Origin of the sequence: Belliella aquatica (assembly GCF_014637795.1) — a bacterium.
Lineage (GTDB): Bacteria > Bacteroidota > Bacteroidia > Cytophagales > Cyclobacteriaceae > Belliella > Belliella aquatica.
Map to the genome: position 1 here is coordinate 136,213 of NZ_BMFD01000002.1, position 25,481 is coordinate 161,693.

Annotated in this window: 22 protein-coding genes; 13 read left to right on the forward strand and 9 right to left on the reverse strand. The window is 36.4% G+C overall.

Features of this window, described 5'->3' with window-relative positions; translation table 11 throughout:
- Window positions 1-36: 36 nt before the first annotated feature.
- A complete protein-coding gene (locus IEV57_RS03325) occupies window positions 37-1,089 on the reverse strand; it encodes an oxygenase MpaB family protein (RefSeq protein WP_229744214.1) in 1,053 nt (350 codons plus the stop codon).
- 240 nt (window positions 1,090-1,329) lie between these two features.
- Between IEV57_RS03325 and IEV57_RS03330 the strand changes: the two genes are divergently transcribed.
- Both IEV57_RS03330 and IEV57_RS03335 read left to right on the forward strand, forming a co-directional pair.
- The gene (locus IEV57_RS03330) at window positions 1,330-2,226 is read left to right on the forward strand and encodes a TolB family protein (protein WP_188439657.1); all 897 of its coding nucleotides are present in this window, start codon (window positions 1,330-1,332) and stop codon (window positions 2,224-2,226) included.
- 84 nt (window positions 2,227-2,310) lie between these two features.
- Window positions 2,311-3,219 carry an SMP-30/gluconolactonase/LRE family protein gene (locus IEV57_RS03335; RefSeq protein WP_188439659.1) on the forward strand — a complete coding sequence of 303 codons (909 nt, stop codon included), beginning with the start codon at window positions 2,311-2,313 and terminating at the stop codon, window positions 3,217-3,219.
- A gap of 205 nt (window positions 3,220-3,424) precedes the next feature.
- Here IEV57_RS03335 and IEV57_RS03340 read toward each other — a convergent pair whose 3' ends face one another.
- The gene (locus IEV57_RS03340) at window positions 3,425-4,135 is read right to left on the reverse strand and encodes a DsbA family oxidoreductase (RefSeq protein WP_188439661.1); all 711 of its coding nucleotides are present in this window, start codon (window positions 4,133-4,135) and stop codon (window positions 3,425-3,427) included.
- Window positions 4,136-5,578: 1,443 nt separating this feature from the next.
- Between IEV57_RS03340 and IEV57_RS03345 the strand changes: the two genes are divergently transcribed.
- From IEV57_RS03345 to argH, 8 genes are all read left to right on the forward strand, one after another.
- Window positions 5,579-6,259: a GNAT family N-acetyltransferase gene (locus IEV57_RS03345; RefSeq protein ID WP_188439664.1), complete on the forward strand. Its 681-nt coding sequence runs from the start codon at window positions 5,579-5,581 to the stop codon at window positions 6,257-6,259.
- A 33-nt stretch (window positions 6,260-6,292) separates the two neighbouring features.
- Complete coding sequence (argG, locus tag IEV57_RS03350; RefSeq protein WP_188439666.1) at window positions 6,293-7,492, forward strand: argininosuccinate synthase; 1,200 nt, start codon at window positions 6,293-6,295, stop codon at window positions 7,490-7,492.
- Window positions 7,479-8,447, forward strand: a complete 969-nt coding sequence (gene argC, locus IEV57_RS03355) for an N-acetyl-gamma-glutamyl-phosphate reductase (protein ID WP_229744233.1) — start codon at window positions 7,479-7,481, stop codon at window positions 8,445-8,447. The genes argG and argC overlap by 14 nt, the downstream gene beginning before the upstream one ends.
- Before the next feature lie 10 nt (window positions 8,448-8,457).
- A complete protein-coding gene (locus IEV57_RS03360; protein WP_188439670.1) occupies window positions 8,458-9,588 on the forward strand; it encodes an aspartate aminotransferase family protein in 1,131 nt (376 codons plus the stop codon).
- A 132-nt stretch (window positions 9,589-9,720) separates the two neighbouring features.
- Entirely contained in the window at window positions 9,721-10,665 is a 945-nt protein-coding gene (locus tag IEV57_RS03365; protein WP_188439672.1) for a Rossmann-fold NAD(P)-binding domain-containing protein, read from the forward strand.
- A 32-nt stretch (window positions 10,666-10,697) separates the two neighbouring features.
- Complete coding sequence (gene argB, locus IEV57_RS03370; RefSeq protein WP_188439674.1) at window positions 10,698-11,498, forward strand: acetylglutamate kinase; 801 nt, start codon at window positions 10,698-10,700, stop codon at window positions 11,496-11,498.
- A gap of 92 nt (window positions 11,499-11,590) precedes the next feature.
- The gene (locus IEV57_RS03375) at window positions 11,591-12,676 is read left to right on the forward strand and encodes a M20 family metallo-hydrolase (RefSeq protein ID WP_188439675.1); all 1,086 of its coding nucleotides are present in this window, start codon (window positions 11,591-11,593) and stop codon (window positions 12,674-12,676) included.
- A gap of 38 nt (window positions 12,677-12,714) precedes the next feature.
- On the forward strand, window positions 12,715-14,052 hold the full coding sequence (argH, locus tag IEV57_RS03380; protein WP_188439677.1) for an argininosuccinate lyase: 1,338 nt from the start codon (window positions 12,715-12,717) through the stop codon (window positions 14,050-14,052).
- Between the two features lie 9 nt (window positions 14,053-14,061).
- Here the strand turns inward: argH and IEV57_RS03385 are convergent, their stop codons facing one another.
- The 5 genes from IEV57_RS03385 to IEV57_RS03405 form a co-directional block, all read right to left on the reverse strand.
- Entirely contained in the window at window positions 14,062-14,583 is a 522-nt protein-coding gene (locus IEV57_RS03385) for a hypothetical protein (RefSeq protein ID WP_188439679.1), read from the reverse strand.
- Between the two features lie 13 nt (window positions 14,584-14,596).
- Window positions 14,597-15,868, reverse strand: coding sequence for a hypothetical protein (locus tag IEV57_RS03390; protein WP_188439681.1), 1,272 nt, complete (start codon window positions 15,866-15,868; stop codon window positions 14,597-14,599).
- A 7-nt stretch (window positions 15,869-15,875) separates the two neighbouring features.
- A complete protein-coding gene (locus tag IEV57_RS03395) occupies window positions 15,876-16,454 on the reverse strand; it encodes a YceI family protein (RefSeq protein WP_188439682.1) in 579 nt (192 codons plus the stop codon).
- A 189-nt stretch (window positions 16,455-16,643) separates the two neighbouring features.
- Complete coding sequence (locus IEV57_RS03400; RefSeq protein ID WP_188439684.1) at window positions 16,644-18,311, reverse strand: DUF6909 family protein; 1,668 nt, start codon at window positions 18,309-18,311, stop codon at window positions 16,644-16,646.
- A gap of 159 nt (window positions 18,312-18,470) precedes the next feature.
- Window positions 18,471-18,986, reverse strand: a complete 516-nt coding sequence (locus IEV57_RS03405) for a DinB family protein (protein WP_188439686.1) — start codon at window positions 18,984-18,986, stop codon at window positions 18,471-18,473.
- A 68-nt stretch (window positions 18,987-19,054) separates the two neighbouring features.
- On the opposite strand from IEV57_RS03405, the gene IEV57_RS03410 reads away from it, so the two are divergent.
- From IEV57_RS03410 to IEV57_RS03420, 3 genes are all read left to right on the forward strand, one after another.
- Complete coding sequence (locus IEV57_RS03410) at window positions 19,055-20,404, forward strand: M28 family metallopeptidase (RefSeq protein WP_188439688.1); 1,350 nt, start codon at window positions 19,055-19,057, stop codon at window positions 20,402-20,404.
- A gap of 167 nt (window positions 20,405-20,571) precedes the next feature.
- A complete protein-coding gene (locus tag IEV57_RS03415; RefSeq protein WP_188439690.1) occupies window positions 20,572-20,814 on the forward strand; it encodes a hypothetical protein in 243 nt (80 codons plus the stop codon).
- The gene (locus tag IEV57_RS03420; RefSeq protein ID WP_188439692.1) at window positions 20,805-21,122 is read left to right on the forward strand and encodes a type II toxin-antitoxin system RelE/ParE family toxin; all 318 of its coding nucleotides are present in this window, start codon (window positions 20,805-20,807) and stop codon (window positions 21,120-21,122) included. Before IEV57_RS03415 ends, IEV57_RS03420 begins: the two co-directional genes overlap by 10 nt.
- Window positions 21,123-21,187: 65 nt before the next feature.
- Here the strand turns inward: IEV57_RS03420 and IEV57_RS03425 are convergent, their stop codons facing one another.
- Both IEV57_RS03425 and IEV57_RS03430 read right to left on the reverse strand, forming a co-directional pair.
- Complete coding sequence (locus IEV57_RS03425) at window positions 21,188-22,891, reverse strand: sodium:solute symporter family protein (protein WP_188439694.1); 1,704 nt, start codon at window positions 22,889-22,891, stop codon at window positions 21,188-21,190.
- An 87-nt stretch (window positions 22,892-22,978) separates the two neighbouring features.
- Window positions 22,979-25,438: a PIG-L family deacetylase gene (locus IEV57_RS03430; RefSeq protein ID WP_188439696.1), complete on the reverse strand. Its 2,460-nt coding sequence runs from the start codon at window positions 25,436-25,438 to the stop codon at window positions 22,979-22,981.
- Window positions 25,439-25,481 lie beyond the last annotated feature (43 nt).

Below are 25,481 nucleotides of genomic sequence, written 5' to 3' on the forward strand. Positions count from 1 at the left end.
TAAAAAATCAGATAAAATCGGACAAAAAGTGTTCGGTTATGAACGATTCATAACCGGGATATTCAACTGAACCTCTTTTCCAAAATTGATTTTGGACTGGGCGACAAATTGAGCTCGTATTTTCTGATAGGATGGCTTCCTTCCAGATTGTCTGTAGAAGCTTAATTCCAACAATAAACCATAAAGCTCTTTGGGTAATTTGAATTCTTCCTTAATATCAAGCATATTGGAGGCCTCTTTCCCTATAAAATAAGCAATCACAGTTTCCATATACTTCGTCAAATTCTTGTCAGGGATACTTTCTTTATAGTATTTGATCAAAGAATTAATTAGAATTTTTCCAGCATCAGTTTTTTTAAGTTGTCTTACCTTAATGATTTTACTCAATTCAAATGACTCTTTTGATGTTTCTGACCAAAAGTCAATATTCAAACCCATATAATGCCCCACCACTTTCCAGTAATGAAGGACAGCCTCCAAAGTTTCTTTTCCCGGAAATCTGCCGATTTTCTCAAAACCACGCATCACCAGCAAGCTAAACGTGCTATTCGTCCCAATCAAATCCTCTTGGTTAATAGGAATACCCCATTCTGCTTTCCAATCTTTTGCATAATGCTGCACAAAATATCTACTGTAGGCATGAATCAACCTCACTTTCGCAATTGTCAACAAAGCTTGATTATCTGAAACAAATGTTCCAGGTCTGTACACATCTAATAAAAACAAAGCTGTCTCAGAAAGTCGCATGCCTACTTCGTCAGTAATTCTTTTGGATCGAATCAAAACTTGCGCACCGTCCCCAAAAGCATAACAATACGGCAAAGAATAAAACCCCAGCATGGCTAAATACAAATTCCCTTCAGCATTGAAAAAATCCTGTGAGGCCAAGACCTTTTTTTCATCGATGAAATCAGGGACTTCTTGATAAAAATCTAAGAAAGCTTTTAAGGATTCAGGAAAATGACTGTAAACATCCGCTTCGGGGAAACTTTTCCAAGAATTGATCTGAATAGCAAAATCAGGATTCTCGATCAAAGCAGGAATAACAGCATCCGCCAGAGGATCACCTTGACTACGCAAGGCTTCCATTGATTCATTTTGATATAATTTTAATTTATCCACCTACTTCTAACCTTCATTTTGTAATTTAGTTTCTAAATTAAATTCATTATATATTTCAGCATTCTTACCCGTAGTCAATTCAATTATTCTCTCAAATTATTTCAATCAGCAGTTGACCAGCGGCGGTTGACAATTGACGATTGTCCGGCTAATTACTTTATTATTTACTTTAAGGTAATGTTACAGATAATCATTATATCCATTCCTATGTTTAAAAAAACTTACACCCTCCTATTCTTAATTTTATTCTTCAATTTACCGAGTTTCGCTCAAAATTCCACTGATATCATTGCAATTGATATAAGGAAATCAGGTGGTAAGATGGAGCTTATTTCTGGAACAGAAACGAAAATTACGGATAGAAAAGGCTATGACAATCAGCCCAATTTTATCAATGACAAGCAATTGGCTTTTTCATCAGCTGATGAAAAAGGGAATTTTGATATCATTATTTATAATTTCGAAACGGGTAAGTTTACCAACCTTACGAAAACACCCAATCAAAACGAGTATTCTCCAAGAATTACTGATTGTGGGCTTTATGTCTCCGCCGTCACCGTTGAAGAAGGTGGATTACAAAGACTATGGCTATATCCAACGAATTTTGGTGAACCAGAACTCCTTTATGATGATATTTTGCCGGTTGGCTACTATGATTGGTATGACAACAAAGCAGCGATGTTTGTCCTTGGACAGCCCAATTCTTTGGTTTACCCTTATAGCAAATCTGATGTTTTGACCATCAGTCAGAATATAGGGAGAAGCGTAGTCAAAAGACCCAAAAACAGCCTAATTAGCTATATAGACAAGAATTCTATCAATGATCAATCAGGTATAAAGTCTTATTCTATAAAAGGATTTGACCTTGAGAAAAAGGAAAGTATTGACTTAGGTTCAACCAAAGGGCTTGTTGAGGATTTCATTTGGCTTGACAAAAATCATCTGCTGACTTCGGAAGGAAACAGTCTTTTTATCAGAAAATATAACGAGGATACTTGGCATAAAATTGGAGAAGTGAGTCTTTCAAATTACCAAAAAATAAGTCGTCTTGCTTATTCTCCAAAACTCAAGAAAATTGTTATTGTAATGGATCGTATGGATTGATTTTTCAATAACAAAAAAAGTCCTGTACCTTACAAAACGAATTTATAACTGAATAAACCTTAACACTCACAAAACTTAATCAGAATGCGTAACCTATTTGTTATTACAATATTCTTCTTTTCCCTTGTAGGCAATACCCAAGCACAAATTGTTGACAAAAAGAATTTGATAGAAAAAAATGCTGAGTTGAAGAAAATTGAAGGTGGATTTTCCTTTACAGAAGGCCCTGCAGTTAGTCGATTGGGTGATGTTTATTTCACAGATCAGCCAAACAATAGAATTATGAAATGGTCCTTTTTCACAGGAAAAACGGAAGTTTTCATGGAAAATGCCGGCCGATCTAATGGAATGTTTTTTGATAAAGAAGGAAACCTGATTGCATGCGCTGACATGGACAATCAGATTTGGTCAATTGATGAAGAAGGCAATAAAACTATTCTGATTGAAAGCTACCAAGGCAAAAAATTAAATGGTCCGAACGATTTATTTATTACACCTACTGGAGAAATGTACATCACCGATCCACTATATGTTAGAGATTATTGGACGAGAAGTCTGGAATCACAACAAAATGGAGAGCATTTATACTTTCTTTCCTCTAATAGATTGCAATTCATCAGAGTTGACGAAAAGCTCGAAAGGCCGAATGGCATCATAGGAACACCTGATGGAAAAACACTTTATGTAGCCGATGCAGGTGCGAAAAAAATCTTTAAATATGATATCATTGAGGATGGGTATCTATCCAATAAAGAAGTTTATCTAGAAAGAGGTTCAGATGGAATGACCATAGATTTTAGAGGGAATTTATACCTTACTGGAGAAGATGGTGTAAAAGTTTACAACAAAAAAGCTGAGGAAGTGGCCCATATTCCTGTTCCAGAAAAATGGACTTCTAATGTTACTTTTGCCGGGCCTGATAGAAAAACATTATTTATCACTGCAACAGAGGGCGTTTATCAAATCAGAATGAAAGTGTACGGTACTCATTAGTAAGAGTGAATAGTTATCAGGAGATTTTTTTTATGTATATCCGTTTTCACACCAGTAGCCAAACAAAATGGTGTGTTTTAAAACAATTGATGCACTGATAACTAATCGACTAATAACCCATGTTCGCCTTGGCGTAAATAACGATTATCCGCATGATCATTTGTAATAAATATACAAATTGGTGTCATTGCGGATAATCATTTTTTTAGTCACAATTCCCATCCATATCACAGGCATTGCCTTGATCTCCATTTTCCATTTGGAGAATCGGGTTTTCCTTTACAAAATCAGCCCAAGCTTTATTCAAAGTGTCTTCAAAAACTTCAACGGGTTGAGCACCGGAAATGCCAAATTTTCTGTCTAACACAAAAAACGGAACTCCCCTCACTCCTATTTGTCGAGACTCAAGGATATCCTGTTCGACATTTTCTGCAAATTCGTTTGAATTCAAGCAAGTTTCAACACGCTCTTTTCCAAGTCCAACTTCTTCTGCCAAAGACACCAATGTTGCAAAATCATCGATGTTTTTTCCCTCCGTGAAATAGGCTTTCAATAACCTTTCTTTCATTTCATCACCTTTTCCTAAGGTTTTTGAAAGTTGTAACAAGCGATGTGCATTTTTGGCATTGGCGACTACGGTTTTGTCCATGTTGTAGACCAAGCCTTCACCACCCGCCATTTCTGTCACTTGATTGGTGATTTGATGGGTTTGTTCTAAACTCCAGCCCTTAGTTTCTGCCAAATATTCAGCAGTTGATTTGCTAGTGTCAGTTTTCATATCTGGATTGAGCAAAAAGCTTTTCCAGACGATTTCAATATGGTTTTTATACTCAAAATTCTCTAAAGCAGATTCCAATCGTCTCTTGCCAATATAACAAAAAGGACACATGATATCCGACCAAATTTCTATTTTCATGATTTTTAGGTTTTATTGTAATTACAATCAAATTTCAACACCAAGAGTTCCGAAATATGAAAACAAAAGAGTGTCCTTCCTGTGCCATGGATGTAGATAAAACAGCTGTATATTGTCCAATCTGCAACTTTGAATTCCCCCGTCGAAATCCGATATATTCTTGGGTAGCAGTATTGCTAGCAATATTTTTGTTGATGCTTTTTATATTTTAGTGGCATGTCATCAGGAGTATGACTTACTGTAGGAATAGAAAGTGAGGTTAATAAAAAAATTACAAAAGAGCGTCAGCCCTATGATCTTCTTGAAAAAATTAGAATCTTGTTAAGTCAACAAGGGCGCTAGCTTTGTAATCTTCGTGAAAAATAGAAGTGAGGTCAATCCCAGAAGGGTATAAACCTGAAATCTTAATCAATTATAAAAAGTTTGGCTAAAGCCAATAAACCTGAATCCATATTTTTGTGAATGGGCTAAAGCGCCATTCCAATTGATGTGACTAGCTCAATTATTTTTAGTGAATGACATAAAAAATGTCGAATGAACCACGGATAACCAAAAATCATTAAGTTTACTACTTTGAAAATTGAGAATTTATGTTGAATGTAAGAGACTTTTATAGCTGAAAATAAAAGGGCGCTAGCCCTTTAATCTTCGTAAAAAATAGAATAAAACCATTCCCAAAGGGGCGTAGCCCTGAAATCTTGATCTATTTGGAAAAATTCGGCTAAAGCCCATAAACCTTAATCCATATTTTTGTAAATCAGCTAAAGAACCATACCAATTGATGGGACTAGCTCAATAATATATGTAATGATCAGCATATAGAAATGTTGAATAAACTCCTAGTGGCGAAGAATCATTAAGTTTACTACTTTGGATTTTAATACTCTAAAATTCCAATCCTATTACTCAAGAAAAGATTTTATAAAGTTTATTCCCACGCTATCCGCACCCACATCTCCCCTGTAGCAAAGCCGTACCAAAGTAGTAGCAAAGTAACACCAAAGTAGTACCAAAGTAAGGCATAGTGCGACCTTTACCATCAAGTTGATTTTAAGTCTGTTTTTTACTTCACTTTTAAATATCTTTTCAGATACTAATTGAACAACTCATTTTTTTATTAATTCTGAAATAGATTCTTTGAATTTTTAAATTATTGATATAATAATTTGCATATTGTTTCAATACTTGTAACCTTTGCTGCCACAAAGACCATGTACAGTAAAAAAGACATAGCAACATATTCTACAATTGCCCCGAATTTTTTTGGAGCAATGGCTTTGTTATTTTTATCTCCGCTTAGAGAATTTAGGAATAGCTTTAGGGCAACGCCCCTATCTTAATTTTTGGTGCCCTATGTGGGCGACCTCAATCAGCATTATTTCCTCAATTTATCATTTCTAAATTAACCTAAGAGTCACCACTCTGTCTATTTCAATAAACTCAATGGACAATTACTCTTTTATAATCAAGCCAGCTACGGAAGCACATACTATTTATGCTTCCATGATCACGGATGAAATGGAGCAGTCAGCAAAAGCCAGAGGTACTGGGATTGCTAAAAGATCTCCGGAATACATCATGACCAAAATGATGGAAGGAAAAGCGGTGATCGCCACCACATCTGATGGCGAATGGGCAGGATTCTGCTACATCGAAGCTTGGGGACATGGAAAATATGTGGCCAACTCAGGTCTTATCGTCGCTCCTCAGTTTAGAAAATTTGGACTTGCTCGAGAAATCAAAAAAGAGATTTTCAAACTGAGTAAAACCAAATATCCTGAATCTAAAATATTCGGCTTGACAACCGGCGCAGCAGTGATGAAGATCAACTCTGAGTTGGGCTATATTCCTGTTTCTTATTCCGATCTGACTGATGACGAACAGTTTTGGAAAGGCTGTCAAAGCTGTGTCAATTTTGAAATCTTACAAAGCAAAAACAGACAAAACTGCCTTTGCACAGCCATGCTGTATGAACCTAAGGCTCAAAAAAACCAACATGAAGACTTGGCACTTCGGGACGATTTCAAGAAAAACATCAAGCTTTTTGAGCGTTGGACAAGATTGAAAAAATATGTCTTGCTGAATCTCAAAAAAACTAAGAATAAAACCTTCAACCTATTTTAAACCACAAGCCAGAAGCTTACAAAAAATCTTAAAATGAAAAAAGTAGTATTAGCATACAGCGGAGGATTAGACACCACTTTTTGTGCACTTCACCTGACCAAAGACCTTGGATATGAAGTCCACGCAGTACTGATCAATACAGGAGGTTTTTCAGATGAAGAACTATCAGAAACAGAAAAAAGAGCTGCTAGCCTTGGAATTTCATCCTTTACAATTCTTGATGTAACCAAAACTTATTACCAAGAAGTTATTAAATACCTTGTATTTGGCAATGTTTTGAAAAACCAAACTTATCCGCTTTCTGTATCTGCTGAAAGAATATTACAAGCCAAAACGCTTGCTGATTATGCTAAGAAAATAGGTGCCAAATGTGTCGCACATGGAAGTACAGGAGCAGGAAATGATCAGGTACGTTTTGACATGATTTTTCAAACCATCATTCCTGACATTGAAATCATCACTCCTATCCGTGACCTTCAGTTGAGCAGAGAAGCCGAAATCGACTATCTCAAAAAACATGGCATTTCAATGAATTTCGAAAAAGCCGCCTACAGTATCAATAAAGGAATTTGGGGAACTTCTGTTGGAGGAAAGGAAACCTTGACTTCCAGTCAAACACTACCTGACTCAGCTTGGCCTACTCAGGTTACTAAGGAGAAAGCTGAAGAAATTAGCCTAACCTTTGAAAAAGGTGAATTGATTGGTGTCAATGACACGCAATTTGATAATCCTGTTGATGCCATATTGAAAGTAAATGAATTAGCTGCTCCATTCGGAATTGGAAGAGATATTCATGTGGGAGATACGATAATTGGAATCAAAGGTAGAGTTGGATTTGAGGCTGCTGCACCTTTGATTATCATCAAATCCCACCAATTACTTGAGAAACACACTTTAACCAAATGGCAGACTTTCTGGAAAAATCAGCTAGCTGAATTCTATGGCAATCACCTGCACGAAGGACATTATCTAGATCCTGTGATGCGGAACCTAGAAGCATTTCTGGCAGATACACAAACATTTGTCAATGGAAAGGTCAAAGTAATGCTGCATCCTTTCCGTTTCCAATTGATAGGAATAGAGTCTGAGCACGATTTGATGGCTTCCAAGTTTGGAAGTTATGGAGAGATGAACAAAGGGTATACCGCACAAGATGTCAAAGGATTTACCAAAATTCTCGGCAACCAAACTGCTATTTTCCATCAAGTAAACAAGCAGGATCATGAAAATTAATGTAGCCATTATCGGTGCAGCGGGCTATACTGGTGGAGAATTACTGAGACTTTTGGTCCATCATCCGATGGTCAACTTGACTTATGTTCATAGCAATAGCCAAAAAGGGAAACGCGTTACCGAGGTACATTCGGATTTGATTGGTGATTCAGATTTGATATTCACAGATCAAGTTTCTACAGATGGAATTGATGCTGTATTTCTAGGTTTGCCACATGGCGAGACCAAAGGCTTCCTTGACACATACAAGTTCTCTGATGATACTGTCATCATTGATTTGAGTACAGATTTTAGAGATGAAAGCAATGGTTTCCTTTACGGGCTTCCAGAAATTAACAGCGAGCAAATAAAATCAACCAAGAAAATAGCCAATCCAGGCTGCTTTGCTACCGCGATTCAACTAGGCCTTGCTCCTGCTGTGGTAAAAAATTGGATCAAAAATCCTGTTCATATCTCTGGAATCACAGGTAGTACGGGAGCTGGAAAAAAGTTAGCCGAAACCTCACATTTCAGCTATCGAAGCAGCAACATGTCTGTTTACAAGCTTTTCACCCATCAGCATCTTCAGGAAATCAAACAAACTTTCCTGCAAATTCAACCTGAATTCAATTCAGAGTTGCTCTTTGTTCCTTATAGAGGAAATTTCCCAAGAGGTATTTGGATTACTTCCTACTTTCCTTTTGATGGAGAACTTGAGGAAGCATATCAATTGTATGAAGCATTCTACAAAGATGCTTCATTTACCCATGTTTCGAGAAATGACATAGATTTGAAACAAGTAGTGAATACCAACAAATGCATCATTCATATCAAGAAAGAGCAAGGGCAATTGGTGATTTATTCTGCTATAGACAACCTTCTCAAAGGTGCTTCTGGGCAAGCAGTTCAAAACTTTAATCTTGCTTTTGGATTGGAAGAAGATTTGGGTTTAAAATTGAAGAGTATCGCATTTTAAGTTAAGAGAGATGAATTTATTTGACGTTTACCCTTTGATCAATGTCACTCCTGTAAAGGCTCAAGGAGCCAATCTTTGGGATGAAAATGGGGCTGAATACTTGGATTTGTACGGTGGTCATGCTGTGATTTCTGTAGGACATTCACATCCACATTTCAATCAGCGGATTAAAGATCAACTTGATCAAATCGCCTTTTATTCCAATTCTGTTCAGATACCGATTCAAAAACAATTGGCTACTAAATTAGGAGAGCTTTCTGGCTACACAGATTTTAATCTATTCTTATGTAACTCTGGTGCTGAAGCAAATGAAAACGCGCTTAAATTAGCCTCTTTTGTAACGGGTAAATCTGGCTTCATTTCCTTTTCAGGTGCTTTTCATGGTAGGACATCAGGAGCAGTGGCTTTGACTGATAATCCGAAAATCATCGCTCCTAGCAATGAACGAACCGATTTTCATATTTTACCTTGGAACGAAATTGCCGAAGTGGAAATTCATTTGCAAAAAGGGAACATTGCAGGAATTATCATCGAAGGAATTCAGGGAGTTGGTGGGATTAAAGTTCCGAATCCTGATTTTCTTCTAAAGCTATCTGAATTATGTAAAAAATATGATGCTAAATTGATACTTGACGAAGTTCAATCAGGATATGGAAGAACTGGTAAGTTTTTTGCGCATCTATGGGTCACTGGGCTTGTCCCAGACATGATTACAATGGCCAAAGGAATGGGAAATGGCTATCCAATTGGAGGTGTTTTGATCCATCCAGACATCAAAGCAAGTTTCGGTTTACTAGGAACCACCTTTGGAGGAAATCATTTGGCTTGTGCCGCAGGATTGGCTGTCTTAGAAATCCTTGAAAAAGAAAAATTACAAGAACACGCCCTAAAAGCTGGTGAATATCTGATGCATGAATTAGCGATGATCAATGGTATTACAGATGTTAGAGGAAAAGGCTTGATGATTGGTATTGATTTAGAGAAAGAAGCAGCTCCTATTCGTTCTGAATTAGTGAGTAAATACAAAATATTTACAGGAAGTTCAGCAGGAAAGCATACAATTCGTTTGCTTCCTCCTTTAAATATTGAAATTATTCAACTATCTTCGTTTTTGGATAGTTTGAAGAAAATTTTGAGTTAAGCCATCAACAGAACAATAAAAAGAATTGATCCAATCCTTAGAATTATCTTTTATTGAACTCACTAATTCATAAAAAAATCACTGCCTTACCAAACTTATTTAAAGAATATTCTTTAAAAAATAGATTCTACAATGAAGCATTTTATTCAGTTTGAAAATAGAACCCTTGCAGAGCAGCTTATTGAGCAGGCTTTGAAATATAAAGTAGATCCAAGAAAACATATCTCCAAAGGTTTAGGAAAAAGGGTTGGCTGTATATTTTTAAATCCTTCCCTGAGAACAAGGGCAAGTACACAAATCGCCGCATTGAACCTAGGAATGGAGCCCATCATAATGAATATGGATAAAGAAGGTTGGGCATTGGAGATGCAAGAAGGGGCTATAATGAATAAAACAACTGTGGAGCATATCAAAGATGCTGCGGCTGTATTAGGAACTTATTTTGATGTTTTGGCTATCAGAGCTTTTCCTACACTAACCAATAAGGAAGAAGACTTGGAAGACTTTGTATTGAACCAATTTAAAAAATATTCAAATGTCCCGATTATCAGCCTTGAAAGTGCCGTAAGGCATCCCCTCCAAAGTCTTGCTGATATGATTACTATTCAAGAAAATAGCAAAGCAATCAAAAAACCCAAGGTAGTCCTCACCTGGGCACCTCACATCAAAGCTATTCCACACGCCGTTGCCAATTCATTTGCAGAATGGGCAGTGGGTTGTGGTCATGATTTGACAATCACCCATCCTGAAGGTTATGATTTGGATCCCCAATTCACTCAGGGAGCTGTTATAGAATTAGACCAGAAAAAAGCATTGGAGAACGCAGATTTCGTTTACGTCAAAAACTGGTCTGTTTTCAATGATTATGGGAAAATTCATTCCACAGACCCTTCTTGGATGCTGACAGAATCACATTTCAAAAATGCTCCTGAGGCAAAAATAATGCATTGTCTTCCTGTCAGAAGAAATGTGGAGCTATCCGATGAAATTCTTGACGGACCTAGAAGTCTGGTACAAAAACAAGCAGAAAACAGAATTTATGCTGCTCAAGCCGTATTGAGTAAGATCATAGAATAAAAAATAGTACACCTCACAAACCTACCAAAACCATGAATATCAGTATCATAAAAATCGGAGGAAATGTCATTGACTACCCCGAAAAATTAGACGAGTTTCTTTATTTATTTTCTAGATTTCCAGGAAAAAAAATCCTTGTTCATGGAGGAGGTATTCTAGCCTCTAAATTTGGAGAAAGTATGGGTGTAATGCCTGAAATGATCGATGGAAGAAGGATTACAGATAAAGACACCTTAGATATCGTTACGATGGTCTATGCGGGTCTAATCAATAAGCAAATCGTAGCAAAGCTTCAAAAGCTTAAACAAAATGCCTTAGGAATGACAGGGGCAGATGGGAATCTAATCCGATCTAAGAAAAGACCTGTAAAAACCATTGATTATGGCTTTGTGGGTGATATCAAAGAAATCAACACCGATTTAGTTAGTACACTTCTTTGTGAAGATATCATTCCAGTAATCTGTGCCATCACACACGATAAAAAAGGACAGCTACTCAATACCAATGCGGATAGCATCAGTTCCGAACTCGCTGTAGCACTTTCAGGGAGACATAAAGTAAATCTTTACTATTGCTTTAACAAAGCGGGAGTTTTGATCGACGAAAAAAATGACGACTCTATCGTTCCTTTGATCAATGAAGATATTTATGCAGAACTGAGAAAAGAGGATGTTATACACTCAGGAATGATCCCCAAATTAGACAATGCATTTGCGGCACTCAACAAAGGAGTAAATCATGTGTGGATAGGAAAAGCAGAAAATCTACTGTTAGCAGCCAAAGGAAAAGTTTCAGGGACTAATATCGAGAAACATAGGTATGACCTTTATTAACAATTGATTATCAATATTTTAATAGATAATAACAAATATTTGATTTAAACAATTTTCAGCTACAATTAATTCAAGCTGACGACCTATTCAATATGCTCCCAAGTGCATCTGAAATTTCAACATACGCTGAGAAGGCTATAGCTCTTCTGGAAAAATTGATTGCTACACCTTCTTTGAGTAAGCAAGAAGCAGAGACCGCAAAAATCCTAGAAGAATATCTTGATCAACATAAAGTTGCTTATCAAAGAGTGGGAAATAACATCATTGCAAAAAGTAAAAATTTTGATTCTAATAAACCTTCCCTCCTGCTGAACTCCCATCATGATACGGTAAAGCCAAATGCAGGTTATTCAAAAAATCCATTTGAGGCAGTCCTAGAAGATGGGAAACTTTATGGATTGGGTAGCAATGATGCCGGAGGTTGCCTTGTTTCTCTATTTCAAACTTTTATTCATTACTATTCACTTGATATTCCATATAACATCATTCTTGTAGCTAGTGCAGAAGAGGAAATTTCTGGGAAAAACGGCATTGAAAGCCTTATTCACTTACTTCCATATGTAGAATTAGCAATAGTGGGAGAACCTACAGAAATGCAGGCGGCTGTGGCCGAAAAAGGACTGATGGTCATAGATGCTGTAGTGAGAGGAAAAGCTGGACATGCTGCAAGAGAAGAAGGTGAAAATGCCATTTACAAAGCTTTAGAAGATTTAAACAAAATACAGTCATTCGAATTTAAAAGAGTATCTGACTTTTTAGGAAAAACCAAAGTCAGTGCTACAATCATCCAAGCTGGGTCGCAACACAATGTGGTTCCAGACCTTTGTACCTACACTTTAGATGTTCGTGTCACTGATAGTTATACTTTGGAAGAAGCCTTAAACGAACTCCAATCCAATCTTCGAGCCGAATTAACACCAAGATCTTTGAGATTAAATTCTTCAAAAATCCCTTCTGATCATAAAATTCTAAAAGTGATTAGTAACTTGAACCTAGTTCAATATGGCAGCCCCACCCTATCTGATCAGGCTTTGATTCCCTTCCCATCTATCAAAATTGGTCCAGGTGATTCTGCCCGCTCCCATACAGCAGATGAATACATTTTCATCAAAGAAATCCATGAAGGTATTGCAGGCTATATTAATTTATTGAATACATACATTTATCATCAGTCTTAACAGAGATCTGATATTCAAAACACAAGTAATCATTCACTATGAAACTTTGGCAAAAAGATAAAACAAGCAAAAAGGAAGTTGAGTCCTTTACAATTGGAAAGGATCCAGAATATGATATTCTTTTGGCTCCATTCGATGTTTTGGGTTCCATGGCCCATGCGATGATGCTTCAGAAAATCGGCTTACTTTCTGCTGAAGATTTATCAGTTTTAAGAAAAGGATTGAAAGAAATCTACCTTGAAATAGAGAAAGGACAATTTCAAATCGAGAAAGGCGTCGAGGATGTTCATTCTCAAGTAGAATTTCTTCTGACCCAGAGGTTTGGCGATGTTGGGAAAAAACTACATAGTGGAAGATCTAGAAATGATCAGGTTTTAGTTGATTTGAAGCTTTTTTATAGAGCCATGATTCGCGAGTTGGTTGAAGAGATTCAAGAGCTATTTGTCTTGCTTCAAAAACTATCAGAAAAACACAAAAATGATCTCGTCCCAGGCTATACTCACACCCAATTGGCGATGCCCTCTTCCTTTGGTTTATGGTTTGGTTCATTTGCAGAGAGTTTGACTGAAGACTTAGATTTAATTCAGGCAGCATATAAATTGTCAAACAAGAACCCACTAGGATCAGCAGCAGGATATGGCTCTTCTTTTCCACTTGACCGAAGTTTAACAACCGCTCTTTTGGGGTTTGACGACATGCACCACAATGTAATCAATGCTCAAAATAGCCGAGGAAAAACAGAAAAAACGATTGCTTTTGCTTTGTCTGGTTTGGCTGGAACATTAAACAAATTGGCTGCTGATATTTGTATTTTCATGAATCAGCAATTTGGCTTTATTAGTTTCCCAGATGAATTGACAACAGGGAGTAGCATTATGCCACATAAGAAAAATCCTGATGTTTTTGAATTGATCAGAGCAAAAACGAATCAAATCCAAGCACTTCCAAATACGATCACATTGCAATTGAGTAATATGACTACTGGATATCATCGTGATCTACAATTACTCAAAGAAGCTATCTTCCCTGGCTTTGAGACCCTGATTGATTGTGTGAAGATGAGTTCTTTTATGCTCAAAGAAATCCGTGTGAAGGAAAATATTTTGAAAGACGAATTCTATAAGCATGTTTTCTCTGTCGAAGTGGTCAATGAATTTGTTCTCCAAGGAATTCCCTTTAGAGATGCTTACAAAAAAGTGGGTTTAGCTATTGAGCAGAATGACTTTTCACCAAATCAAGAAAAAGTCAACCATACACATGAAGGAAGTATTGGAAATCTTTGTACTTCAGAAATTAAGGTAAAAATGGATCAAGCCATAGCAAAATTTGAATTTGAAAAAGTTAACAGGGCGTTGGGAGATTTACTGATATTTTAATGACGGGAATTAAAAACCAAGCTTAATTTCCAAAGCAAGCCTATCTTCTACTTTGATCAATCCTCCAAGTTTTCTAGGAGGTTCAAGCCCTAGTTCATCGAAGTTGATGATGATTTCACCTTTCAATTGCTTACCGCCATTTGTAAGCTGCAAAGCTTTGTAATCAAGCTTTTTGCCTACGATGTTTACCACAACATCGCAAGTATAATCCTTGCCTTTGGTTTGAAGATTACTCACACGTACTTTAGCGTGTGGATATTCATCTGCTTTGATAGTTTTTCTAAAATCTTTGTTCAGCAAAAAATTTCCACAGCCAAATTCATGAACAGGGATGTCAAAAACAATTGGGCTTCTTGATTGAATACTATTAATAAAAAGCGTGTCCTTAAATCCTTGATTCAGATAGTCACATGTAAAGCTACCAAGAGAGGTTTGTCCTGAGACAGATATTGTTTTCTCTGTAATAATGAGTTTCTTTTCTGAAGAAACCATGTGACTAAATATTAGAATCAAAGCTATAAGGACACGCATGATTATTTTTAATTTAGAAGCCTATTACTCCTTCGATCATTAGGCCATTGAATTTACCACCATTTCTGATGTCACCTGCTGCAAAATCATTGTAATTTTGACTTACATATTCAAGTTTTGCAAGGATGTTTTTGGTTACGAACCATCCACCACCTATTTGAACTCTATCGATGCTGATTTCTGGAGAAGCTGGGCCACCTGGAAGTTGACCAGCTACTTTGTTATATCTAGCAGCCAAGTAGAAATTTTCTCTAGCTCCTAATCTATACACCGCATCAGCTCCCATGTTTGTCCATGTTCTATCCGCAGTCTCGTTAGCTGCTTTACCTTTTGATTGCTCAAAGTTACCGAACAGTTCCAATCCTTTTATTTTCACAAATGGATTCAACACCATAGCAGTTATATTGTTAGTTTGACCAGGGTTGATTCTACCAGAAGTGAATTGACCCGCTGTAGAAGCTCCCACTGGCTCCATTGCCAAGTAATACCTTGATCCTGCTCTATCACCACCCCAAAGCGTGTTTCTTGCTGATCCACTTGTAGTGTAAACAGATCCTGTTAATCTGATTCTTACATCATCATTGATCTGCTTGTCATATCCTAATTTACCTAAGAAGTTCAATTTTCTGTCATCCGGTCTGGTAACACCACCTTGAATTTCACCACCTGTTACACCGACCATTGCAATGATGCCATTGTTTTGGAAGAATAATTCACCTCCAACTTCTGTAGTGAATGCATCCATGATATAGTTACCAATAAATGGGTTGTACATCGCATTACCGTTGTCAGATCTTCTGAAGTGAGCATCACCATAGTTGATTTCCATGTGACCTACTCTCAAAGTAAGGTATTTGTCAAACCAATCTGTATTACCTAGATTCAAGAAGCTCAATTTATCAACTTGCAAGAAACCTCCCTTAACCCATGTTTCAGGATGGTGTCTAGAAGAAAGGTAGGTCACCAAGTTTAATCTTACACCATCCGCTAATGCAACATCAATGTTCAAGTTAGCAGTGGCAAGGTTAGTGCCAGATCCAATTTCAATAAGTTCTACAGCGCCGCTATTGCTGTGGCTAAGGCTTTGGAATTGTTGAGTGAAGTGACCTCCTACTCGTACTTTAATCCCATCGAATCCAACAGTGTCTGCTTTTCCTGTTTCAAACACATTGACACCTCTTTGGTCATAAGATCTCCAAAATTGCATATCTCTTTGGAGTCCTTGGGCCATTGCGGATACTGATAGACCTGCAATAGCGATCATTGTTAATAGTTGCTTTTTCATTGTTAAATTATTTAGTAGGTTGGAATGTTACGTTGAAATGTATGCTTACTTCATTACCTGTTTTTACTGTTCCCAACAAGGCTGTTGGAGGATCGACGTTATAGTCTGTTAAATTGAAATCGTGTTTTCCTTTAAATGTCACCTTATCGCCAACCACAGTTGCTGTTACTGGGAACTTGGCTGCTTTTGTTACTCCAGCTATAGTGAAATCACCTACTGCCTCGTAAGAAGTTCCTTTTGCCACAAACTCTTTTAAGTTGAATTTTACCTCTTTATGTTTTTTTGTATCGAGTGCTGCGTAAGCATTTTTATCCATACCTCCTTTACCACTTTTGATACTTTCAGCTGGCATAGTTAAGGTTACATTTTTGATGCTAACCACTTTAGCATTTCCTAATGTGATTTCAGCTTTACCCGTCGCAGTCGAAGACTTCATATCCCAGTCATGGAGTGTCGAAGTCCCTGAAACTTTTAAATCTGGATTAGCTGAAAGCGTGTAATTTACTTGAGCGAATGCGGATACACTGAATAAAATCAATGCTGCAATCATCGTGGTTTTTAATATTGAAAAGCTATTCGTTTTCATGGCTTTTGGTTTTTGATTATAGGTCAAAGGTAAGTGAGTGCAACTCGCCAAAACATGAGCAAAGTCAGTCTTTATCCTGATTTTTAACACAGCGAAAAAATGGTATAAATAAAAAATATGGTATAAAATCATAAAAACCTGACACTTACGTGTCAGGTTTATGTAATTATTGAAATATTTAAAAACTCCTTAAGAAAATATTTTTTCTAGAATTTTGTATGTAATCAAGTAAGTAGGTCGCACCCCTTCCATTCCAAGCGCACCTGAAGCTAGCGTACTCCCTGTTTCAAGTGGGTTATCTGATGCATAATAAGCATAGAGAACTTTTACATTTTTACGTATACTATTTCTTATTTTACTAGCTGACTGAATTGCTTTTTGATAGTGAGCTCCTTCCATTTCCAGACCAGCAGCTTTCCAAGAAGATTCTAAGAAGTAGGTCAAAACATCTTTATTTTGAAGTGATGTTCCAAGTACTGTAATCATAGGTCCTTCATAGACTCCTAATCCAAACCCTTCAAAGTCTACCTTTTTCAGTTCATTTTTGAAAGGATAATTATCCGCAGTTCCTTCAAACACATGGCTATTTGGAATCATAATATCTCCCTTATTACCTTCTAAGATTCCCGCTTTTCCCATAATTGATGCTGATACAACATCTAATGGAATAGACTTCCCATCTTTTTCGTAAGGCTTCAACAATTCATCAAAACATTCGTATGCCTGTTCTCCAAAAGCATAATCCATAATGACAATTACAGGTTTATTTTTATCTTCCTTTGGTAGATTGACTCCTGGAATAATCGTATCCTTGCTCATCTGAGCTGTATCAATAATTTGCGCTCCTATATTTGTACCTGACAAATCTGGTAAATCGATAAATCCATTTCTATTAGCAAAAGATTGAATATCCTTTCCTTTATTCTTTTTGTCATTAACGCTGATTTCCATCGCTATTTTTTCAATCTCTTCATACGATTTCAATCCCAATGCTTGGTGTCCATAGATCGTATTGACCACACTATGAAGGTTGGCAGAAATGATGTGTATAGGTCTTTCTAATAATTCTTGATCATCCAAGACACTTTTGATTCTATCAGCCCAAAGTTCACCATAAACATGATGACCTACACGCTCTCTTAACGTGGCAGAAAAGGAGATTTCCCTATCCTTTTCATGCATAAACTCTTCAATGGATAATTTTCCTAAATGATAAATTATCGCAAATAAGCTATTTGAATTAGAAGAATTAGAAAATTTCTCAATGGCCCGGTGAGTCTCGTCAAATGTTCTTCCTGTTATATGACTCAAATAAGAACAAGCAGCTTCTGAATCATATTCTTCACCCCTTCTTTCCTTCTCAACAATCTTTTCGAGCATTTCCCAGTTCAGGTTGATTCTCCCTTTGTGGTCAGTGCTGTTTTTTCGAATTTTTTCCGATTCAATATATAAAAATGTCAAGTGAGTCAAGATATCATAGATATCCGATTTCCCTCTAGTCATCTCTACATACATTTGGTCATCATCTACCCGATAACAATTTCTTTTTCTTCTGCTTGGTACTAAAGTCAAAAAATCCGAATGCTCATATCCTTCACGGCTAATCAATCTCACAAAACGACACTCTTCTATCCCTTTTGGTAAACGTTCCATGACATAAAGTAAGCCATCAAGCTCTATTTTTTCTTCGTCAATTACCAAACCATAGATTTCAGGACTTAACACCAAAAGTGAACTCACAAGTGATTCTCCAGATACTCCCATAGGCTTGTATGTACCTCTCATAAATAGGTGACGCATGGTTATATACAATCTTTCGATAGCTGCTCGTGATTCCTGTGCTCTTGTTCTTTTCATATTTTTTAAAATTTTTTATTAGATAAATTCAGCAAAACTACTAAATTTTTACTTATAATTTACCATTTAATTTCAATAATTACCATTTAAACCTTTTTATGTGGATCAAAACTTAACGAGCTTTATGTTACTAACAGTTTTCAAGGCCTTCAATTCCTACTAATACCTTTCTCTCAAAATGATCAAATGATGTAAGGTATGCCCAGCCATAATATGAAACAACGCCCTAACACTTACATTATGTCCATTGGCATTGCCAAATCTGGCAAAAGCTTCTTCGGGAAGTGTCTTCATCATAGAGACCATTGCATAACGTGACATTTCAAAATCTTCCAAAAGATTCACCAAGGGCACTTTATTCGCTGCAGAATTCGCTACATAAAGATCTTGATCAAAACCTGGCAATGTAGCCATTTCACCACGAGCAAAGCACATTGCTCTAAAAGTCATCATTCTATCAGTATCTATGATATGGCTAAGCACTTCTTTAGCTGTCCATTTGCCAGGCGCATAAGCCAACTCAGATTTTTCATTTCCTTTTGGTTCAAAATACCTCCTTATTTCTTCTATCTGATTCAATAAGAGTTTGTGAAGGTCCTGACCAATAATACTCTCGATATATTTTTCGTAATACGGAGCATATTCCCCTTGTTTGGGTATAAAATTTTCATTCATGTAAAATGTGTTTGGTTGTGATAAGTACTTTGGTAAATTTAATGCTTTCAAAATCACCAAATATCAAAATGAGAAAATTATTCCTAATATTCGTGTTTTTCGCAGTATCAAGTTTACAGGCACAAACACAAATCGTTCAAAGAGATGCTGAAATTGCTAAAATGGTTTCAGAGATCTCAGCTCAAAATCTTGAGCAATATGTGAGAGACCTAGCCGGTTTCAAAACGAGACATACACTCAGTAAACAAGCTGAGAACACTGGTATTCTAGCCTCACAAAAATATGCACTCAACCATTTCAAATCATTCGAAAATGAATCAGGTGGAAGATTGAGTTCTGAGATAGATTTTTTCACTATTCCCGCTGATAACAGAAGAATTCCAACTGACAGCAGATTGGGAAATGTTATCGCTACTCTAAAAGGTACTGATCCTAATGATGACAGAATATTTATCATCATGGCGCACATTGATAGCAGAGCTTTAAGCGTGATGGATGCTGAAATAGATGCGCCTGGAGCTAATGATGATGGTTCTGGAGTTGCTGCGATCATCGAATTGACACGAATCATGTCTAAAAAGGCATTTCCTGCGACAATCAAGTTTGTCATTGTCAGTGGAGAAGAACAAGGCTTAAAAGGTGCTGAATACTTAGCAAAAAAGGCAAAAGCAGAAAACTGGAACCTCGTAGCCACGCTCAACAATGATATGATTGGAAACAGCCGTTCTTCACAAACAGATATCAGTGACAATACAAGAGTTAGAATTTTCTCCGAAGGTGTCCCAATGGCAGAGACAGATCAAATGGCTGCGATTAGAAGATATACCAATGGAGAAAATGATAGCAAATCCAGACAACTCGCTAGATTCATTAAAGAAATCGGTGAAAGATATATGGATCAATTGGAAGTGAAATTGATCTATAGAAATGATAGATTTTTGAGAGGTGGGGATCATACTCCATTCGCAAGGGAAGGATTCACCGCCATCAGAGTTTGTGAAATGAATGAAAACTACTATGCGCAACATGAAAATGTACGCGTTGAAGATGGAATTCAGTATGGTGATTTACCCGAATTCATGGATTTTGAATACATGAGAAAAGTAACAGGTATTAACCTAGCTTCTCTCGCTTATTTGGCAACAGCACCATCTGAACCTCAGATGGTCGGTATTGACGTGAGAAGATTGAGCAACACTTCAACTTTAAGATGGGAAGCTCCAAAAACCGGAAAAGCGAAAGGATATTATGTTTTGATGCGTGAAACAAGCGATTCAATGTGGCAAAAGAAATTTTACACTGAAGACATGACACTAACCATCCCATATTCTAAAGATAATTATTTCTTTGCAGTTCAAGCCGTTGGCGAAGGTGGACATGAAAGTATGGCCATATTTCCGCAGCCAATTACGAGATAATGGATTAAATCGACTGAGTTTCAATTTTAAGTCGATTTCTCTTGGTCTATGGAGTCATAGACCAAGAGTATCCTAAATAATTTCATCAAAAAGAGATTTCTAAACGCTTAATTAGGAATCTATTCACTAAACCGATAATTTAGTATCTTTGGAAAAAGGTTATAACAATGGATTTACAAACAAGAAAACTAGAACTAATCAGAGAATTTCTGAAAATTCAAAGTGAAGATGTGATTTCACGACTTGAAAAAATACTAGTAAAAGAAAACCTCAGATCAAGCCAAGAGAAGTTTAAACCTTTTGAAATTGATGAATTTAATTCTCGAATTGATCAATCTATGGAAGACTCAAAAAATGGTCGTTTAATTGAATCAAAAGAATTTAAATCTAAAATTGAAAAATGGAGCTAAAAATTTTTTGGACAAGTTTTTCTCAAAGAGAGATTGAAAAAATTTTTACTTTTTACAAGGATAAAGTTGGTGTCCGAATCGCAAAGAAATTGGTAAATGGAATTATTAATGAAACTTTGATTTTAAAATATCAACCTCAAGTAGGTCAAATTGAAGAACTATTAAAATCTAGGAAAGAAGAGTTTAGATATTTAGTATATAAAAACTATAAAATTATTTATTGGATAAATTACAAAAAACATCAAATTGAAATAATTGATGTGTTTGACACCCGTCAAAACCCAGTGAAAATTGAAAGACATTTATAAGTATTTTTTTATTAAAAGATTTCAACTTTTTACCTCAAATTCACATTTCACTAAAGTAAGCTAATCTACTTTGGTCTCACCAGTTGAATAATAGCTGCAAATAGCATTAGCAGAAGACAGCCTATTGCATTGTACCAAAGGTATCCAATATCTATGTTGACACCGAGTAAAGATTCTCCATTGCGCCAATGAATGAGCAGAATGACAATCTCAGCCATCAAAGCTGCGATGAAAACAGCATTGCCCTTGATCCATTTCATGTAAAATCCGACAAGGAAAATCCCTAAAATTGTTCCATAAAATAAAGAGCCAAGAAGGTTTACTGCTTGAATCAGATTTTCAAATAAAGTCGCATAAGTCGCGAAAAGAATAGCGAAAATCCCCCAAAATGCTGTTAGCCATTTAGAAGAAAGCATATAATGACGATCTGATCCTTTTTTATTCAAAGACCTTTTATAAATATCGATTGTTGATGTCGACCCCAAAGCGTTTAATTCTGATGCTGTGGATGACATTGCAGCTGAGAATATTACGGCAAATAGCAGCCCGATAATCCCTTTTGGTAAGTAATCCATGACAAAGCGCATGAAGATATAATCTGTATCGCGAGTTTCTGCACCAGCATCATTTTTTATAATCAATGCTTTAACATCATTTCTGATTTGCTCTTGCTTGGCATAAGAAGCTTGCATATCAGCTTTAGCCTTTTCTATTCCAGCTTCATCTTCTTGCCTTACAGCCTCTAGTAGGTTGGTTATACTTCCAGACTTTTCTTCAAAGGTTTTCGAAAACTCATTCTCCAACAAAGTAAAATCCTCCTTGTATTCTGAAACTTCCAGTTTTTCTGTTTGGACTTTGTTGAATACTACGGGTGGCTGGAAAAACTGATAAAAAACAAAGACCATCACACCTATAAATAAGATGATGAATTGCATCGGTACCTTGAGCAAACCATTCATTATCAAGCCCATCCTACTTTCTGCGAGGGTTCTTCCAGTCAAATATCGCTGCACCTGAGATTGATCAGTACCAAAATAAGAGAGAAACAGAAATAAAGCAGCGGTCATACCTGACCAAAAATTATATCTATCCGACCAATTAAAGTCAAAATTGACAATATTCAAGCGCTCCATTTTTCCAGCTACATGTAGCGCTTCTGTGAATTTGATAGGAAGCATTTCTATGACCAAAATTCCTGCAAGAATCATTCCTCCCATCATCACCATCATCTGTTGCTTTTGGGTAATAGAGACAGCCTTCGTTCCACCAGAAACTGTGTAAGCAATAACAAGAACACCTATAAATATATTTGTCCAAGTAAGGTTCCAACCTAAAAGTGTAGAAAGTATAATAGAAGGGGCATAAATGGTTATTCCTGCTGCTAAACCTCTCTGCGTTAGGAAAAGCAAGGCGGCAAGGGTTCTCGTCTTTAGATCAAATCTATTTTCCAAAAACTCATAAGCTGTGTATACTTTAAGCTTATAATAAATCGGAATAAACGTTACCGATAAAATGATCATTGCTACTGGCAATCCAAAATAGAACTGGATAAACCTCATCCCATCTTCATAAGCTTGTCCTGGAGTACTAAGGAATGTTATCGCTGATGCTTGTGTGGCCATAATAGACAAGCCAATCGTCCACCAATTCATGTCACTATCTCCTCTAAGATAAGTATCCATGCTCTTTGGTCCATAGGTCTTATAGACTCCATAGCCTACTATGATTAGCAGTGTTCCGAATAATACGATCCAGTCTAAAGTACTCATGAAAAAGCTTGGGTTAGCCAATAAAACAGACCGATCAAGACAAATAATGTAATGATCAAAGCAACATACCAATTATTCCACTTCGTGTTATTTTCCACTTGATTGCTCTATCAAATTGACAAAGATTTTAATTGCTCCTGGAACACCTGCAGGAAGTTGTCTGAACCAGGAAATTCCAGAATATGTGTAAGTTCCTTCCCCATATTTGGTGAACAACAAAGAGCCTTGGCTTGCCTTTTCTCCTGGATCTTGCATGGTAAATGGTGTAGAATAATTTGAATCCCAGTTTGAAGTAAAATACAACCCTCTTTCTTGCACCCAACCTTCAAAATCTGATGCATCAATTTGATTTGGATAACTCAAAATTGAGTGAGCAAAATCAGCTTCAACTGGAGATCCTTCTACCGTTACTCTGTCTCTTGATAGTGAAAATGGATAAGGACCCATTTCTCTTGTCAACAATGGTGAAGAAGTATTGTATTGCACAATCACATTTCCACCCTCTTTGACATATTCCATCAATTGATCCACATTCGAAGCCAAGGCTTGGTTGGTATTGAAAGCTCTAATACCTATAACTATTGTCTTGAATTCTTTGAAATTATCTTTTCTTATATCACCATTTTCCAAGTAAGAAACTTGATAACCTAGATTTTTCAAAATATCTGGCACATCATCGCCAGCACCATTGATATAGCCTATTTTTTGGCCGCTGACTTTGATATTCATCTTGATCAAATCAAAAGACGTTGAAGTGAAGTAAGTTAGATTTGGTATATGCTTATATAAAATTCTTTTCGTGTCTTGATTAAAAACTCTGTTGTCTTTGGTTTTAAACGAAGCAACAATTGACCTTTTTTCCTGATTAGAATCTAAAATTTTCACTTTATAGATCACTCTCTTTCTTCTATCATCTCTTTCAACTGACAAAACTTGATATTGATTTTTATCAAGTCCATCCAAATTAAGCTCACCTTCAATAAAATTATTTTTAAAAGTAACTTCAATATTTAACTCAGGATTCGCGCCTTCGACAAGGAAAACATGTTGTTTATCAAGATTTAAATTGATTTCTGGAACAAGCGTAAAGGGTTGCTTGATTTCTCCATCTACCTGATCGTTGTACTTGTACATCAGAGGAAGATTAAGATAAATAGCTTGTCCATCTATTTCCAAAGTCACATCAGAAAAAATGGATGCCTGATTGATTGGCTGACCGATTTGCTGAATATCGTCAACGTCAAAAAGACTATTATCCAATGTATTCTCTAACCAAAATGGTTGAGAAACAGGATAATTAGTTGGAATAGAAATTTTAATAGCTTGATTGAGTGGCTTATTTTCGATTGCTACTTTATTGATCTGAACATCAAAAATGCTATTTTTTGCTGATTTCACATTGATTGGAAAATTTGAAGGATTGTTGAATAAAAGTTCGGTTTCAATCTCTTCTCCGGGATAGCCAATTTCTTTTTTGATGATGAATTCAGTTTTTACGCCAAGACTTGAAAGAATAAGCTGATTGATTACAGATTTTTTTTCTAAAAACCACTTTTCTTCATTTTTCGAAGCATCCATCAGCTTTTTGATAGCCAAAAGATGCTTCACATTATTTTTCGGTTTAATAAAATCAAAGGACGAGAGTGCATTTTGAATTGCAACTTCAATTTTTACCCCATTCTCTATTTTTTCCCATCTATTTGGTATTCCTTCAAATGGATTATTTTTAAAACTTTCTCCATTCAATTGCTCAATAAAATCGTTTCCTGCACCAATTTGAGAAGTCGAGCCAAATCCCTGCGACTTATGCATTGTCCTACTATCTGCTGCAATTTGAGAGTAGGTAGTTCCTAGCAGAGGATTGTAATCGCCAACAGGAAAAACATGAAATCGCTTTTCGGAATCTGGTTCGTATTGACCTCCCCAATTGTATGCATTCCAAAAAAGTCTCTTTGCTTGCCAAGTATCTGTCAACTTTAATTGTTCAGGAAAAGCTTGGGTATCTCCTGAAATCGCAAATGCTTCGGATGATAAAATTGCCGAGGTGGTATGATGGCCGTGAGTTGTTCCAGGAGTTGTATTGAATCTATTAATGATGATGTCAGGCTGAAAATTTCTTATAATCCACACCACATCAGAGAGCAGCTTATCTTTTTCCCAGTTATTGAGTGTTTCATTAGGATTTTTACTAAATCCAAAATCCAATGCTCTCGTGAAAAATTGTCTACCACCATCAGTTTTTCTCGCTTGAAGCAGTTCGTGCGTACGAATCATCCCAAGCTCAATTCCTAATTCCTTTCCTATTAAATTTTGTCCTCCATCACCTCGTGTCAGAGAAAGATATGCTACTTGAGCATGCTCACCATTTGCCAAATAAGAAATCAATCTTGTATTTTCATCATCAGGATGAGCCGCTACGAAAAGAATACGCTTAGTTTCTTTTAGTTTCAACAAATCATGATAGAGCTTTGAAGAAGGGTTTTGAGCAAATGTGGGCGAAATTAAAAAACCTATTAAGGCTATTATCAAACTGGTTGGTTTCAACATTTGGATTTATAATTTGAAAGTCAAAATCTATGGTATGTTACAG

Coding starts and splice junctions, on each gene's coding strand:
- IEV57_RS03405 (WP_188439686.1), bottom strand. CDS start 18,986: ATGAATGAAAATTTTATACCCAAACAAGGGGAATATGCTCCGTATTAC.
- IEV57_RS03425 (WP_188439694.1), bottom strand. CDS start 22,891: ATGAGTACTTTAGACTGGATCGTATTATTCGGAACACTGCTAATCATA.
- IEV57_RS03365 (WP_188439672.1), top strand. CDS start 9,721: ATGAAGCATTTTATTCAGTTTGAAAATAGAACCCTTGCAGAGCAGCTT.
- argB (WP_188439674.1), top strand. CDS start 10,698: ATGAATATCAGTATCATAAAAATCGGAGGAAATGTCATTGACTACCCC.
- IEV57_RS03430 (WP_188439696.1), bottom strand. CDS start 25,438: ATGTTGAAACCAACCAGTTTGATAATAGCCTTAATAGGTTTTTTAATT.
- argG (WP_188439666.1), top strand. CDS start 6,293: ATGAAAAAAGTAGTATTAGCATACAGCGGAGGATTAGACACCACTTTT.
- IEV57_RS03420 (WP_188439692.1), top strand. CDS start 20,805: ATGGAGCTAAAAATTTTTTGGACAAGTTTTTCTCAAAGAGAGATTGAA.
- IEV57_RS03360 (WP_188439670.1), top strand. CDS start 8,458: ATGAATTTATTTGACGTTTACCCTTTGATCAATGTCACTCCTGTAAAG.
- IEV57_RS03390 (WP_188439681.1), bottom strand. CDS start 15,868: ATGAAAAAGCAACTATTAACAATGATCGCTATTGCAGGTCTATCAGTA.
- IEV57_RS03375 (WP_188439675.1), top strand. CDS start 11,591: ATGCTCCCAAGTGCATCTGAAATTTCAACATACGCTGAGAAGGCTATA.
- IEV57_RS03385 (WP_188439679.1), bottom strand. CDS start 14,583: ATGCGTGTCCTTATAGCTTTGATTCTAATATTTAGTCACATGGTTTCT.
- IEV57_RS03340 (WP_188439661.1), bottom strand. CDS start 4,135: ATGAAAATAGAAATTTGGTCGGATATCATGTGTCCTTTTTGTTATATT.
- IEV57_RS03395 (WP_188439682.1), bottom strand. CDS start 16,454: ATGAAAACGAATAGCTTTTCAATATTAAAAACCACGATGATTGCAGCA.
- IEV57_RS03330 (WP_188439657.1), top strand. CDS start 1,330: ATGTTTAAAAAAACTTACACCCTCCTATTCTTAATTTTATTCTTCAAT.
- argH (WP_188439677.1), top strand. CDS start 12,715: ATGAAACTTTGGCAAAAAGATAAAACAAGCAAAAAGGAAGTTGAGTCC.
- IEV57_RS03335 (WP_188439659.1), top strand. CDS start 2,311: ATGCGTAACCTATTTGTTATTACAATATTCTTCTTTTCCCTTGTAGGC.
- IEV57_RS03410 (WP_188439688.1), top strand. CDS start 19,055: ATGAGAAAATTATTCCTAATATTCGTGTTTTTCGCAGTATCAAGTTTA.
- IEV57_RS03345 (WP_188439664.1), top strand. CDS start 5,579: ATGGACAATTACTCTTTTATAATCAAGCCAGCTACGGAAGCACATACT.
- IEV57_RS03325 (WP_229744214.1), bottom strand. CDS start 1,089: ATGGAAGCCTTGCGTAGTCAAGGTGATCCTCTGGCGGATGCTGTTATT.
- IEV57_RS03400 (WP_188439684.1), bottom strand. CDS start 18,311: ATGAAAAGAACAAGAGCACAGGAATCACGAGCAGCTATCGAAAGATTG.
- IEV57_RS03415 (WP_188439690.1), top strand. CDS start 20,572: ATGGATTTACAAACAAGAAAACTAGAACTAATCAGAGAATTTCTGAAA.